Origin of the sequence: Vibrio sp. 10N.261.51.A4, assembly GCF_041471945.1 — a bacterium.
In the GTDB taxonomy this organism is placed as follows: domain Bacteria; phylum Pseudomonadota; class Gammaproteobacteria; order Enterobacterales; family Vibrionaceae; genus Vibrio; species Vibrio crassostreae_C.
The window spans coordinates 15822-29882 of sequence record NZ_JBFRPJ010000087.1 but is presented as its reverse complement, the minus strand read 5'-3'; the positions used below and the strand labels follow the sequence as shown (position 1 = coordinate 29882).

Annotated in this window: 11 protein-coding genes; 2 read left to right on the top strand and 9 right to left on the bottom strand. The window is 45.6% G+C overall.

The window, feature by feature from the left end; translation table 11 throughout:
* The 8 genes from AB4384_RS19160 to AB4384_RS19125 all read right to left on the bottom strand — a co-directional run.
* On the bottom strand, positions 1-512 hold a 512-nt coding region (locus tag AB4384_RS19160), incomplete at its 3' end, for a DUF1611 domain-containing protein (protein WP_372129973.1).
* A gap of 402 nt (positions 513-914) precedes the next feature.
* On the bottom strand, positions 915-3302 hold the full coding sequence (gene pheT / locus AB4384_RS19155; RefSeq protein WP_372129972.1) for a phenylalanine--tRNA ligase subunit beta: 2388 nt from the start codon (positions 3300-3302) through the stop codon (positions 915-917).
* A gap of 18 nt (positions 3303-3320) precedes the next feature.
* Positions 3321-4304 carry a phenylalanine--tRNA ligase subunit alpha gene (gene pheS / locus AB4384_RS19150; protein ID WP_004734764.1) on the bottom strand — a complete coding sequence of 328 codons (984 nt, stop codon included), beginning with the start codon at positions 4302-4304 and terminating at the stop codon, positions 3321-3323.
* 217 nt (positions 4305-4521) lie between these two features.
* Positions 4522-5631 carry a GGDEF domain-containing protein gene (locus tag AB4384_RS19145; protein ID WP_372112966.1) on the bottom strand — a complete coding sequence of 370 codons (1110 nt, stop codon included), beginning with the start codon at positions 5629-5631 and terminating at the stop codon, positions 4522-4524.
* Between the two features lie 202 nt (positions 5632-5833).
* On the bottom strand, positions 5834-7042 hold the full coding sequence (locus AB4384_RS19140; RefSeq protein ID WP_017060449.1) for a hypothetical protein: 1209 nt from the start codon (positions 7040-7042) through the stop codon (positions 5834-5836).
* Positions 7043-7051: 9 nt separating this feature from the next.
* A complete protein-coding gene (locus AB4384_RS19135) occupies positions 7052-7858 on the bottom strand; it encodes an outer membrane lipoprotein-sorting protein (protein WP_017060448.1) in 807 nt (268 codons plus the stop codon).
* A 44-nt stretch (positions 7859-7902) separates the two neighbouring features.
* Positions 7903-10365: an RND family transporter gene (locus tag AB4384_RS19130; protein WP_241823402.1), complete on the bottom strand. Its 2463-nt coding sequence runs from the start codon at positions 10363-10365 to the stop codon at positions 7903-7905.
* Positions 10366-10536: 171 nt separating this feature from the next.
* Positions 10537-11322 (bottom strand): TetR/AcrR family transcriptional regulator, encoded by a 786-nt coding sequence (locus tag AB4384_RS19125; protein WP_372129971.1) that lies wholly within the window; start codon positions 11320-11322, stop codon positions 10537-10539.
* Between the two features lie 545 nt (positions 11323-11867).
* Between AB4384_RS19125 and AB4384_RS19120 the strand changes: the two genes are divergently transcribed.
* Positions 11868-12641 (top strand): hypothetical protein, encoded by a 774-nt coding sequence (locus tag AB4384_RS19120; protein WP_017070878.1) that lies wholly within the window; start codon positions 11868-11870, stop codon positions 12639-12641.
* Complete coding sequence (locus AB4384_RS19115) at positions 12562-13344, top strand: hypothetical protein (RefSeq protein WP_017067728.1); 783 nt, start codon at positions 12562-12564, stop codon at positions 13342-13344. The genes AB4384_RS19120 and AB4384_RS19115 overlap by 80 nt, the downstream gene beginning before the upstream one ends.
* A 155-nt stretch (positions 13345-13499) precedes the next feature.
* Here the strand turns inward: AB4384_RS19115 and AB4384_RS19110 are convergent, their stop codons facing one another.
* Positions 13500-13994 (bottom strand): outer membrane beta-barrel protein, encoded by a 495-nt coding sequence (locus AB4384_RS19110; RefSeq protein ID WP_017065440.1) that lies wholly within the window; start codon positions 13992-13994, stop codon positions 13500-13502.
* Positions 13995-14061 lie beyond the last annotated feature (67 nt).

Below are 14061 nucleotides of genomic sequence, written 5' to 3'. Positions count from 1 at the left end.
ATTCGAACGTTATTCTTTAAGCTGGCTTCTAAAAATAGAGGATCATCGGTTAGGAATTCATGTAAGCCATTTACGATGTTCATTCCTAGTGACATGGCATTTAAAATGATGCTTTTATCTAAGTCAGATAAAAAGCCACTTGATGGCGCAATGCCAAAAATGAAGTAATCAGGAATGCTTTCTGCGTGAATGATAGCTTCTTCAGCATTAGCAAGGATAGGTATTCCATTGGCTTTGTTATCAAGAACTTCACCAGCATCTAAGCCAGCAGACTCACTATCAATAACTGATAGAATACGATAGCTTAACGAATGTCTCACTAATCCATTAGCGGTTTTACCATCAATTTTACCAAAATTACCTTCGCAATATATAATCGCAGAAGGGATGACTGGTTTTACTTTCTGAGCAAGTGGTAACCAAGGAGCTATATGGGGGACGTTGTTGGTATATACATTTTCAATTCTAGAGAGTCTGAATATATTTCTTAACTTTTCGGTTGAGATGGACATAATTAAAGCCTGCAGTATGGCTTAGGAGGGCGACTAAGGAGTGCCGAGTTGCGAGTTCGGAAAAGAAAAGAAGTCCCTACTAAGCGGTAGGGATAACAACCAAGGTAACACACTCACCAGACTTTTGTTGGTTATTATTAATACGCTTTCTGAGTCTATTACTTTCAGACTTCGCCCATACTAGCGTAATTGATTAGATAGCTAATACTCATTGTTCAACGTCGCCGTATCAAACTCGCAGCTTTACGGTTTCAAGATACTTTTTCTAATATCAGTTAAGTGAATTAGAGTTTTGAGTATAACGCGTTTATGCCCAATAATGAGTTAGTATCCGCATCCATCTCCAAAACAAAAAAGGCCTCGCAATTGCGAGGCCTTTGGTTTTCTATCTATCAGAAGAGATTAGTCGCGAAGTGCTGCGCCAAATTTCTCTGAGATTGAAGCTACGATAGCATCTACTGAACCAGCGATGTCTGCATCTTCAAGTGTGCGCTCTACAGACTGTAGGCTAAGTGCGATTGCTAGGCTCTTCTTACCTTCTTCAACGCCTTGACCAACGTATACGTCGAACAGTTTAGCGCCTGTTAGGAATTCGCCACCAGCAGCGATACACGCTTCTACGATGTCGCCAGAAGCTACTGCTTCGTCAACAACTACTGCGATATCACGACGGTTTGCAGGGAACTTAGATACGGCTACTGCTTCTGGAAGCACGCGAGTGTTGATAGCTGCCCATTCGATTTCGAATACGATAGTGCGGCCGTTAAGACCAAACTTACGCTCTAGTTCTGGGTGAACAGTACCAATGATACCCACTTCTTTGCCGTCTACTACGATAGCCGCAGTTTGACCTGGGTGAAGTGCTGGGTGCTTAGCTGCTTTGAAGCTGTATGCGATTTCGTTTGCAGAAAGCTCAAGAACGGCTTCTAGGTCACCTTTAAGATCGAAGAAATCTACAGTGTTAGTTGCAATGTCCCAGTGCTCTTCGCCACGAGTACCAGAGATAACGCCCGCAAGCATCATTTCTTGGCGCATGCCGTTTTCAGCTGTTTCTTCAGGGATGAAACGTAGGCCTGATTCGAATAGACGAACGCGAGACTGTTGACGCTTCTGGTTGTGAACAACTGTGTTTAGAAGACCTTGGATTAGGCCAAGACGCATTGCTGACATGTCCGCAGAGATTGGGAATGGCAGGATTAGCGGCTCAACACCAGGTACAACAAGTTTTTGCTGCTCTGGTTCTACGAAGCTGTATGTGATTGCTTCGTGGTAGCCACGGTCTACAAGAAGGTCACGAACGCGCTTAAGCGGTTGGTTAGCTTCTTTGTGGTCATTCATTTTAAGTGCTGCTTTAGGCGCTTGGTTTGGAATGTTATCGTAACCGTAGATACGACCTACTTCTTCAATTAGGTCTTGCTCGATTGCGATATCAAAACGCCAAGATGGAGACGTTGCCGTCCAGCCAGCGTCTGTCGTTTCAACGTTACAACCTAGGCGAGTAAGAATTTCCACTACGTCTGTAGATGGGATTTCGTGACCTAGTAGGCTATCTAGCTTAGCGCGACGTAGAGCAACTACGTTTGCTTTAGGAAGATCAGCTTCAGATTCGCTGCCGTTTACTGGCGCAACTTCACCACCACAGATTTCAACTAGAAGCTGTGTTGCACGCTCCATAGCTGCTGCTTGTAGCGTTGAATCAACACCACGTTCGAAACGTAGAGAAGAATCAGTGTGAAGGCCGTAAGCACGTGCGCGACCACGGATGTGATCCGGTGCGAAGAATGCTGCTTCAAGAAGTACGTCTGTCGTTTCAGTAGTAACACCTGAATCTTGACCGCCAAAGATACCAGCGATTGCTAGTGCTTTGTTTTGGTCAGCGATAACAAGCGTGTTGCTGTTTAGTTCAGCTTCGTTGCCATCTAGAAGTGTTAGCTTTTCGCCCTGCTCTGCTAGACGAACCACGATACCGCCTTCGATCTTAGCGAGATCAAATGCGTGCATTGGTTGGCCTTGCTCTAGCATCACGTAGTTTGTGATGTCTACAACTGGGTCGATTGAACGGATACCACAACGACGCAGTTTTTCTTGCATCCAGATTGGAGATTCCGCTTTCACGTTTACGTTCTTAACCACACGGCCAAGGTAACGTGGACAAGCATCAGTTGCTTTGATTTCAACAGATACTGTGTCTTCAATGCTTGTTGCAACAGCGTCAACTGTTGGCTCTGTAACGTCTGCGCGGTTTAGTACGCCAACTTCACGAGCAAGGCCACGGATGCTGAAGCAGTCTGCGCGGTTTGCTGTTAGGTCTACGTCGATAGTTACGTCGTTAAGCTCAAGAAGCTCACGTACGTCCATGCCTAGCGTTGTGCCTTCTGGTAGCTCAAGGATGCCGTCAGACTCTACGTCGATACCTAGCTCAGAGAAAGAACAAAGCATGCCGTGCGATGGAACGCCACGTAGTTTTGCTTTCTTGATTTTGAAGTTACCAGGCAGTACTGCGCCAACTGTTGCTACTGCTACAGTTAGGCCAAGACGACAGTTAGATGCACCACATACGATGTCTAACAGCTCTTCTTCGCCGATATCAATTTTAGTTACTTGTAGTTTGTCTGCGTCTGGGTGCTGACCGCACTCAACCACTTTACCTACTTTAACGCCGGTGAATTCACCAGCAACAGGTTCTACATCGTCAACTTCCAAACCAGCCATAGTGATTTGGTGAGCTAGCTCTTCGCTGTTAATTGCAGGTTTAACCCACTCGCGTAGCCAAGATTCACTGAATTTCATAGTTTCGACTGCCCCGGATTACTTGAATTGTTTAAGGAAACGAAGGTCGTTCTCGAAGAACGCACGAAGGTCATTTACGCCGTAACGAAGCATCGTTAGACGCTCTACACCCATACCGAATGCAAAACCAGAGTATTTCTCAGGGTCGATGCCAACAGAGCGAAGTACGTTAGGGTGAACCATGCCACAGCCTAGAACTTCTAGCCATTTGCCATCTTTACGTTTCACGTCAACTTCAGCTGAAGGCTCTGTGAACGGGAAGAATGAAGGACGGAAACGCACTTCAACTTCTTCTTCAAAGAAGTTACAAAGGAAATCGTTAAGAATGCCTTTAAGTTGTGCGAAGTTTACGTTCTCATCAACTAACATACCTTCCACTTGGTGGAACATTGGCGTGTGAGTTTGATCGTAGTCGTTACGGTAAACACGACCCGGAGCAATGAAGCGGAAAGGCGGTTTGCCGTTTTCCATCGTACGGATTTGAACACCAGAAGTGTGCGTACGTAGCATTAGATCAGGGTTGAAGAAGAAAGTATCGTGATCAGTACGAGCTGGGTGATCGTCTGCGATGTTTAGTGCATCAAAGTTGTGGAATGCATCTTCGATCTCAGGGCCAGACTCAGTGCTAAAGCCAAGCTCACCAAAGAACTGTTCGATACGCTCAACTGTGCGAGTCACTGGGTGAAGACCACCGTTCTCAATGCGACGACCTGGTAGGCTCACATCGATAGTTTCTTCAGCTAGTTTCGCTTCAAGCTCTGCACGTTGTAGTGCGTCTTTGCGAGCTGCGATCGCTTGTTGAACAGCACCTTTCGCTTTGTTGATCTCTTGACCAGCAGTGCGACGCTCTTCAGGTGGAAGTTTACCTAGGCTTTGTAGTTGAAGAGTTAGTTCACCCTTCTTACCTAAATACTGAACTCGCACTTCATCAAGTGCGACTAACGAATCTGCTGTATCAATAGCAGTCGTTGCATTAGCAATGATCTCTTCTAGATGTTGCATCATTTCCTCATCTACCAGTTGGTAGTGTCCGTATCGGATGATTAGTTTTTTAGATAGCTACACATAGTAATCAAACACGCAACCAATGCCAAATTGAATCGCTAAAAGAACAAGTTATTGCCTAAAAACACGGCAAATTTAACAGGATATTAATGAGGAGTAGGAAGAAGTGGAACAATTACAGGTTCCACTTCTTAATTTGGAAATGACCTGAAGGCTAGATCTGAATAGAACAAACGCTGTTCTTCCCTGCGTTTTTTGCTAAATAGACGGACTCATCAGCGGCTTTAACCAACTCATTCATGGTTTCGAATTCTTGGGTCATTTCAGCGACACCGACACTAATACTGCCAATCCAAACTTGATGACTGGTTTCAACCTCTAATTCAGACACTTTCTGTCGAGCGGTTTCCGCGATGTACATCCCACCTTTAAGGTCGGTGTTTGGGCAAATAACCAAGAACTCATCGCCACCTAACCGGCAAACAATATCATCATTACGGAACGTGTTTTTCAGTTCACGCGAGAGGGTTTGTAGCACCAAGTCGCCTGCATCATGGCCGCTGGTGTCATTAATGCGCTTGAAGTGGTCGGCATCAATCATAATACACACTAAAGGCATGCCCAGTTCTTTGGAGTCTTGCCAATGCAGCGCTAACTGTTTAAAAGCACTACGACGGTTATGCAAATTAGTAAGAGAGTCGGTTAATGACAGTTCTTCAAGTCTCTTATTCGCTCGTTTTAATTCTGCCGTACGTTCCTCAACTTTATCTTCGAGTAACTGGTTGAAGCGTAACAACTGTTTGTTTCGTTCAGAGACTTGTTCAAACAGGCCGTTAAGCGCAGCCAACAGCGGGACAGTCGCAGAATCTTGCTGCTTTTCTTCCGCTTCAAAGGCTTGCAGAGGTGTCGCGCCCTCTTCTATCGCGGTCATTTGTCGCGCCATGTTTTGGTCGATGCCGAGGATGTGGTAAGCAAGCCAGTGGATCAATAAATCAAGTAACTGCCGTGCTGACGACTGATCTTCTTCCATGATGAAAGCTTGCATACTGTAGATATCTTGCATAAATACACGATGCACTTTGATATGCTCTTCAATGTGTCGCTCATACACACCGCAATCTCTCATCAAAGATTCTTCTTCTTTAAAGTGAAATTCGGCATAGCATGTGAGATCGAGTAAAGCGACGTTTATGTCGTCGATAGAGATAGTGTTCTCTGACAACAGATTTCCGTAGTGGTTGATAATACCAACAAGATATTGATGCTGTTCATCTACAACACCAATGCCTGTTTCAAAGTTTTTATCCCAATTAAATGAATTCATAAATCCCTTAAGGCCGATACCACCAGCACGATTTACATGCATATTCGGAGGTTATAGATACTGAAAAAATATAACCATTTTACCTGTAGGTTTATTCGATTGTTTGATCCACTTTATAAAAAGACGACTTTGAACATTCTAAATATGGCTCATCTTAAATTTGAGACGTCCCCCCCAACAGGAACGCCCCACGAAGCTAACATTAGAAATAATATTCCAACGCCATCTCAACAAAGTCATCCTTGCGTGCGAAGAACAACAAGTCCTCTGGGGTTTCGTTCTCAAACAACCAAGCATTCAGTCGCCACTTGAGATTGTTGTTAATACGGCTCGATGCCTCTAGCTTGGCACTGTAGACATCACTGTTATCTAAGTCTTGAGTGATACCAGTAAGCACTTCGGTGCCGTCTTCATCGTTCAAAGCGAAACGTGCCCCAAGGAACACATCATTTTGGCCGATGGTTTGGGCATTGTTGCCTCGGCTGTCATACAGGTATTCAGCGATGAAGCCGATGTCCCAGTACGATTCAAGCGCCCCTACCCAAGTGTATTCAAAGCCTGTCGCCACGCCGGTATGGTTGTCGTAGCTGTCGCGATAAATGCTTTCCAGCTTCCATAACCAGTCACCGATAATGCCTTGAACATCCAATCCGAAGTGTTGCATTTGGGCGTAGTATGGCTTGAGTTGATTGCCTTCCACACGGTAATAAGGGTCGCGGTTTGTGCCGCCTAAGTAGCTTAAACCGACATCCCAATCACCGTACATTTGGCTGTAACGCAATGCCACATCAACGTGTTTTTCTTCTCGTGAAGATTCGTAAAGCGCATCGTCCGATACTGGCACGGTTGGCCTTAATCGACCGTCTTCGCCTGCGAAGGTACGCTCACGAAAATACGGCAGTAACATGGCGTCTATGGTGCCCCACTCTTTTATCGAGGTGAAGTGCACCATAGGCTGACCTAACTTGGATTCGCCATCGACCGATTCAATGGCATCGGTCTGGTTTACCACATCCACTAAATGCGCCGATTCAGTTACGCCCCAAAATACCTTTCCAACACCCGCTCGCAGTTCGTAATCATCCCAATAGGTTAAATACAAGGCTTCGCGAATATCACCATGAGTTCGTTCATCGTCTTCACTGTCTAGGCGATAAAACGGGGTGAAGGTAATGCTGCCGTTGCCCTCTTGTTGCTCCCAGTAAAACTCTGGCTGCAACACCAGTGAGCTTTGTCCTTTGTCTTGCCCTTGTAAGCCGTCGCTAAAGAACTGCCTATGTTCAAGGTTAACCTGCCCTGCGATATCAGGACTAAAGCCTGCCGCCACACAAGGCAACGACACCTGCATAAGCCCGACGGTCGCCGCCAAGGTTAAGGATAATTGGGTTCCTGTTGCCACAATCCTTTTCATATTCCTGCCTTATTTCGCACGTTTTAGTGTGTTCTTTTGGAAATCCTTGTCTTTAAGACCGGTCTGGAACACTAAATCTGTCGTGGTTAATACGGTGCTTTTGCCTGTTTGATGGTTTTGCATCGCCATGGTGTGTGCGCGCCAGTATTGGTTTAGGTACTGTTTGTAATCTTGGAACGATAGAGTTTTAAGCAGTGCGCCTTTGCGGTCGTAAAACTCGACTTTCATTGGGCGGTAGTGCTGTTGGTCTAGCCATACCTTTTGCATGGTGTAGCCTGAGTTTTTATCGGTCGGTACTTGCTCTAAAACAAAGGTGTCTACGCCTTCCAGTTTCGCGTCTTCAATGTAGTTGAAGGTGTACTTTTCAAGTTCAAACGAGCTTAAGTCCTCATACGCAAATTCACTGCCCATAAACGGGCCAGATTTGTTGCGTGAAGAGATGCGTTTTACACGCTTGAGTGCAGGAAGATACAACCACTGGTCATCGGATTTGGTGATGTGCGAATGGTTTAGGAAAGCCGTGCCTTTTACGTCGCGTGGTTCATCAAAAATGGTTAAGCCTTTGTCGCCATCGTCATCGACTTCCAAAGATTTCAATCGCATCAGACGTGTACTGCTTTCGCCCTGCTTGTTGCGAAGTAGCATTTCCATGGTTGCGACAGAATCGCCCCACCCGACATCGACCGCTTTACGTTGCTCGGCAATTTCTAAGCCTTTCGCAGGGTCTGCTAACGCTGGGAAAGCGGCGAATGTGCTCAGTGCCAACGAGCTAACAGTAAGTAATGTAGTAGCGAATGTTTGTTTAACGCTTTTCATAAATATCTCCTTGAGTCAGCCCACCGCAGCAGGCCGACGTTTCCTTATTTGGTCGAAGTAGTCAGTTCGGCTGTCGATCTAGGCTGCGACTTGGTATCTGGCTTTGATTCGTGCTGAGTTTTAGCTGAATAGTGGGTCTGTTTGTCGAAGATCATCAGTAAGCTTGGTAGCAAGATGAAATCGACCACCAGCGCAATGAAAATCACAATCGCGCTGAGTAAGCCCATGTCGGAGTTGAGTCTGAAGCTCGACATCGCCAGTACAGAGAAACCGGCCACTAGCACAACAGTGGTGATCCACAAAGCGCGACCTACGGTGTGGAAAGCGTATCGAACCGCTTCTTCTGCTGATTTCCCTTCGATTCTTGCGCGCTGGTATTTACTCAAGAAGTGCACCGCATCATCAACCACGATACCCAACGTGAGCGTGACCACGACTGACAAACCGAGGTTGATTTCACCTGAGATAAGCGCCCATAAACCAAAGCCAATGATCGCAGGCGCAATGTTGGGCACTAGGCTGATCATGCCTAAGCGAACCGAGCGCAATGCAAAGATCATCAAGCCAGAGATAAGCACTAGGGTGATAGGCAAAGTTGATAGCATGCTCGCCATGTTGGTTTCGCCAATATGAGCAAACATCAGTGACGGGCTCGAAGCCACCACTTCATATTGCGGTGCATTGGCTGCAAACCATGAGTAAATGCGCTCTTCGAGTTCGACTAGCTCAACGCTGCCAAGGTTATCGACGGTGAGTACCATTTTGATCGATGATTTATCGACGTTGATCTGGTTGTTCAAGTCCAAGCCGTACGGCAGAGACATTTCGTAAAGCAGCAGATATTGCGCGGCAAGTTCACGGTTCAGCGGTAGCTTGTAGTAGCTGTCGTCGTCGGCATGCATATTCTTGTTCAAACGCATATAAACATCAGAAAGCGTTGCCACATGGTCAGTTTCTGGTTGAACGCGTAGCCACTTAGTAAAGTCACCAATTGCTTGCAAGAACACAGGATCAGCAATCGCTTGAGACTCGTTAGTTTTCACTGCGATACTGAGGGTTGTCATGCCGCTTACGGTCTCTTCCATGAAGTCAGCCGCTTGTCTGAATTCACTTGAGGTATCGAAATACTTCACCGATTCATCGTTGACTTTGTTGAGCGGAATTAACGCGGCAGCGCCAACAATCACTAGCGTAGAAATCGGCAGCAGTGCTTTACGGTTAGTTACGACAAAATCGCCCAGCTTATCCATGAAGGTGACTTTGTCTGCCGCCTTAGGGTTGGCAGGTAGACGTTTGACTGGCAGCAGTTTTAGCAACGCTGGCAACATAGTCACAGACAAGAAGCACGCAATAAGTACACCCAGTGCCGATAAGTTACCGAAATCACGCAGCACTGGTGAGTCCGACATGTTCATCATCAGGAAACCAATCGCAGTGGTCACCGAGGTGATCAGAATCGGCATCGCATTGAGCTTGATGCTGTATTGAATGGCTTGTGCTTTCTCCATACCGCGCTGCATCGCTTGTCTCATGGTCACAATCACGTGAACACAATCAGCCACCGCCAAAGTTAAAACCAAGGTTGGCACATTCACGGTTGCGGTACTCAAGAACATCCCTGCCCAACCAGACAATCCCATGGTGGCAACAATCGAAGAGATGATCACAATGAGCGTCGCCACCACACTAAAGAACGAGCGCAGCATAAAGGTCAGGAACACCAGTACCACCAACAGCATTAAGGGAACGAGCGTTGAGCTGTCTTCTTGAGCCGAAGTCATAAATGCGTTGTTCATGGCTATGATGCCCGCTTTATGGAATTCGACATTAGGATACTGAGCTTGGTACTTGCCGATCATGGTATTGATTGCCGCAATCACCTCTTGCACTTCTGCGGTTTTGTCCACTTCTGGCAGTTGCACGGTGACGTTCACAATCGTCACATCGCCAGAGGCCGACACCAAGGCATTCTTAAGCAACGGCTCGTTAAGGGCGATCTGTTTTACTTTGGCGATGCGTTCTGGTGTGTGTTCGTACTCTTCATACAGCAAGTCTTCTACCAAAAGATCATCTTCAATGGCTTCGGTGTGCTGATAATTAGCAAGGGAATCGACACGGCTTGAATACGGGATCTGCCACGCATCAACCGTGAGATTTTGAATCAGGGTGAGAGTTTCAGGGGTGAAGACATTGCCATCTTCAGGTGCGACAACAATCGCAAGGTTGTCGGTTTTTGCAAAGGTGGTTTGGATTTCATCGAACGCCATCAACTGCTTGTTGGTGCCTTCGAAGAAGATGTTGTAGTCCCCTCTAAAGTAGAGGTTCTTAGCCCCTAATGCAGAGAGAATGATGATTGAAAACACCACCAGCAGAACGATAAACGAACGCTTGGTAGGTATTGAGTGCCAACTGTTTAGATCTGTGTTTGCGCTATCAGCATTAGGGTTATCTCGGTTTTGCTGATCGAACGTGGGCTTCTGGCTGTCATGTTTCATCACAGTCTCCATTTGTGACGATTCGTCATATTTGTGTCATAAAAAGCCAGTCGAAGCTGACAAAAGACACAATGCTTAGTCAAACACTCAAGAAAACAGCAACCACAGTCGGTCAGTCTCAAGTTTGTGACGAATCGTCAAAAATGGTTATTAATAAACCCACATGTGTGGGCTTAACGGAAGCTATCGACCTACAGACTCTAAGTAAGCGATCTCTTCACTGAACAGTTCTTGTTCTACACGACGCCAAGTTTTGCGGTAATCCCAGTCACTAGAAAGGGGCTGCCAATTTAGGCCGTCTAGAATCATGTTCGCGTTGTGTAATACTGAATACGGGTCTTGTAACCGCTTAATACAATGACTGTTTGATGCGTTCTGTGACAAGGCATTTGAACCAAATGCGATTGACCAGTTAGCAAAAACGATGGCATCTGAGCCAACGCCAGAAGAGAACTTTAGGTCACCCGCTTCTACCGCTTGGTTAACCATAGAGTCGCATTGTTCAATCACCAACTCTTCCAGTTCATTCATCTCGGCGACGCGTGCACTAGACGCTTTCTCTAGTACCCACGGGCTTTTAGCCATGATCGCACAGGTTGATAGTACCGGTTCCATGCGAGCATAGATTCGGTAAGCAACGTGCAATGCGACGATCTTTTCACGTGTGTTGCCTTCAAACTCTCCAGAGCGAGCAAACATCATTGCTTCTGTCTTGAGAGAGTGAATACATAACGCTAAAACGACGTCTTCTTTGCTGCAAAAGTGATTGTATATCGTACCTTTAGAATAAGAGCTCGCTGCCGTTAGCTTGTCCATCGTGAGGTTTCCGAACCCTTGTTCTCGAACCAGATCTTTTGCTAAAAACATCAACTCTACTTCTCGGTCTGCAATAGACTGCTGCTTTTTAGACAACACGCCTTTGCAACCAAAGATACCTTGTTTATCGCCTTTACAACCAAAGCCAAACATAATTTTTTAGTCCGTATATGAGCTTAGCCGTTATCTAAGCTTCGCCAGTATTTAAAACACTCCTATCCAATATATTAACACGAATAGTAAATTCATGTAGTTAACCATTTTGTGACGCTTCGTCATTTCTGACTTATCGTCATAATAGCGCAAGTATTGATCATATCAAGGGGTTTTATAAATTAAATACATTTTGTGAATGGAAAGAGAATGAATGGGATATAGCTAAGAAAATCATCAATAGTTGACCTAAAGAGAAGACTTTAAAAAAAGACCTGTATTGTGACCAACAGAATGTGGACGCGAATTGGGCATTCTTAACCTAACAAAGAATGTAGGCACTTTAAGCTGCTATGCGTATTCATGCCCAATGATTCCTAGCTTAAACCACAAGAATGAATGACTGTAGGCTTACTTTATGGGGCAGACGTCTCCTTATGGTCAATATTTGGCTTACTAATGCCGTTTTCTGTTAAGTTGCTATAAATTCGGTAAGGGGTGACTTACAATAGTGACAACGACTTACCTTTTTTGAGAACACGATATTGAGCGCCAAATATTCTTATTTAGCTTGGCAAGTGAATACTTCTAGCCCTGCAGAAAAGCTGGTTTTATTGATGCTTGCAGACGGTGCTGACGAATTCGGCTACACCAATGTGTGCCTACAAACAGCAGGTCAACTTTGTGCTCTCTCTACGTTTGGTTTAGCCGACTGTCTTAAGTGTTTAGTCGACCAAGGTTTTCTCGATAAGGTAAAAGTAGATTATCGGGATAAAAAAGAGATTCACGTTTTCAAAATGCTCATTGAGCAAGAGCAAACTGCGGCGCACGTTGAGGTTCAACCGACCAATAGTATTCCGGTCTACTCTACGGCACCTGCACCTGCACCTGCACCTAAGTTTCAGCCTGCTCCGGCACCAATGCAACACATGCAGCAGGCCCCTCGCCCACAAGGTCGAGGCTCAATGAACAGCAACACCGTCTCTACTCATGATCTCAACGAAGAAGAGATACCATCATGGGCAGAACGTGCGTTTAAATTCTCCGGTTTGACCGGTGACCATAGTTTAGTATGGAAGAAATTTGTCCTCTGGTATAAAGCCAAAGCCAATGAATTAATGCCATTATCTCGGATTGAATCCAAGCTGCAGTACTGGCTAGTTAACGAGAAGCAAAATGAAAGACAACAACAGCAGAAGACCTCTCAATATTCAGGAAATGCAGGACAAGCTCAAGGAAATGGGTATAGACAAAAGCTTAGCCCATCTGAACGCTTCAGGCAGCAGCTCATTCAAAAAGGCAAAAAGCCAACCTTCTGAGCCAGCTCAACCTGTTGTACCTGACGCTACAGGTCCATTAGTACCTGAAGTGATTGAAGCGCAAAGTACCGAAGTGAAAGTAGCGGCTGCACAAGCTGCGGATTCTGGTGCGTCTCAACAAGTACCTGTTGTTGATCAAGATCCTGCAGAGCTGGAACTAACCGATTGGTGTATTCACGTGTTCGGCTCTTTCTTGAGCGTGTACGAAACGCAGTGGGAATATCAGTACGGTAGTGAGCCAAGCGGTAAGTTCATTGAGTTTGCCAACTCTGTTGATTCAGACGGCCTTAACCGCGTTTTAATGCACTGCCACGAACGTATTCAGCTTGGCAACAGCTGGCCGCCGCAAATGGGTGAGCTGTGGATCCTGAAAGATTCTTTAACTGAAGAAGAGTTGCTGGATAGCCGTATCCGTGTGTTGTCTCGCACCGCTGCCAACAAAATTGAAAAATGGCTGATTCAGAACAAACTGTATGACTTGAAGCGTACGGCTGAAAACAAGCTGGATGGTCTGTTTAAGAAGTACTACTTGGAAGCAAAACGTTTAGATGAGAAAGGCATGCTGGAAACGGAGTTGCCAGAATTCCTTCTTGCCGCTAACTCTGTAAAGAACCTGAACGATTTAAAACGTGAAGAGTACGAAAGTAAACACGGTAAAGCGATTAACCCAAGAATTCAGCGTATTCTGAACAGTAAAAAATAACCATCCGCTTGCTATCTGTTATAAGAAAACAGAGTAGCGATTACACGGTTAACAGATACAAAAATGCCAGCTATCAAGCTGGCATTTTTTACGAATTCTTACGAACTCTACAAATATCCGTGACCAACGGTACGTCTGTCACTGACTGCAAGTAATTACAGTAGGTGGATAGTTGCGTTTAGCGTGAATACGCCAGAGTCGTCATCTTTCATTTTGAAGTTTTGGTAGCTAGCGCCTACAGATAGTGGACCAAAGATGAAGTATTCAGCGCCTACACCGTACATGATATCAACATCGTCTTGCTTGAAGCCATCAGCTTTAAGCTCGTAAGAGTGAAGACCACCCTTCGCGTATACGTGAAGAGGACCAAAATCGATGCTTGGTTTAATCGCTAGGTAAGCAGTGCTTGCGTCTAAATTCTTAAGATCGCGGTTGCCGTAATTAACGCTGCCGAAAGAACCTAGATCCCAGTAACCCGCTTCAACACCGATTAGTGGAAGGATACCTGTACCTACGTGGATGCCCACCGCGTTTTCATCTTCACCAGCGAATGAGTTTTGACCACCCATTACACCGCCGTACAACCAAGAATCAGCCATTGCTGTTGAAGATGCACCTAGTAGTGCTAGTGCCAATAACGTTTTTTTCATATTCGACCTTTTTCGTCCTAGTGGCAGGCCTTGAGTGGTAATAAATTGCCACCAAGTCGCCCTGTAT

Coding starts and splice junctions, on each gene's coding strand:
- pheS (WP_004734764.1), bottom strand. CDS start 4,304: ATGCAACATCTAGAAGAGATCATTGCTAATGCAACGACTGCTATTGAT.
- AB4384_RS19115 (WP_017067728.1), top strand. CDS start 12,562: ATGGGTATAGACAAAAGCTTAGCCCATCTGAACGCTTCAGGCAGCAGC.
- AB4384_RS19140 (WP_017060449.1), bottom strand. CDS start 7,042: ATGAAAAGGATTGTGGCAACAGGAACCCAATTATCCTTAACCTTGGCG.
- pheT (WP_372129972.1), bottom strand. CDS start 3,302: ATGAAATTCAGTGAATCTTGGCTACGCGAGTGGGTTAAACCTGCAATT.
- AB4384_RS19145 (WP_372112966.1), bottom strand. CDS start 5,631: ATGAATTCATTTAATTGGGATAAAAACTTTGAAACAGGCATTGGTGTT.
- AB4384_RS19110 (WP_017065440.1), bottom strand. CDS start 13,994: ATGAAAAAAACGTTATTGGCACTAGCACTACTAGGTGCATCTTCAACA.
- AB4384_RS19125 (WP_372129971.1), bottom strand. CDS start 11,322: ATGTTTGGCTTTGGTTGTAAAGGCGATAAACAAGGTATCTTTGGTTGC.
- AB4384_RS19130 (WP_241823402.1), bottom strand. CDS start 10,365: ATGGAGACTGTGATGAAACATGACAGCCAGAAGCCCACGTTCGATCAG.
- AB4384_RS19135 (WP_017060448.1), bottom strand. CDS start 7,858: ATGAAAAGCGTTAAACAAACATTCGCTACTACATTACTTACTGTTAGC.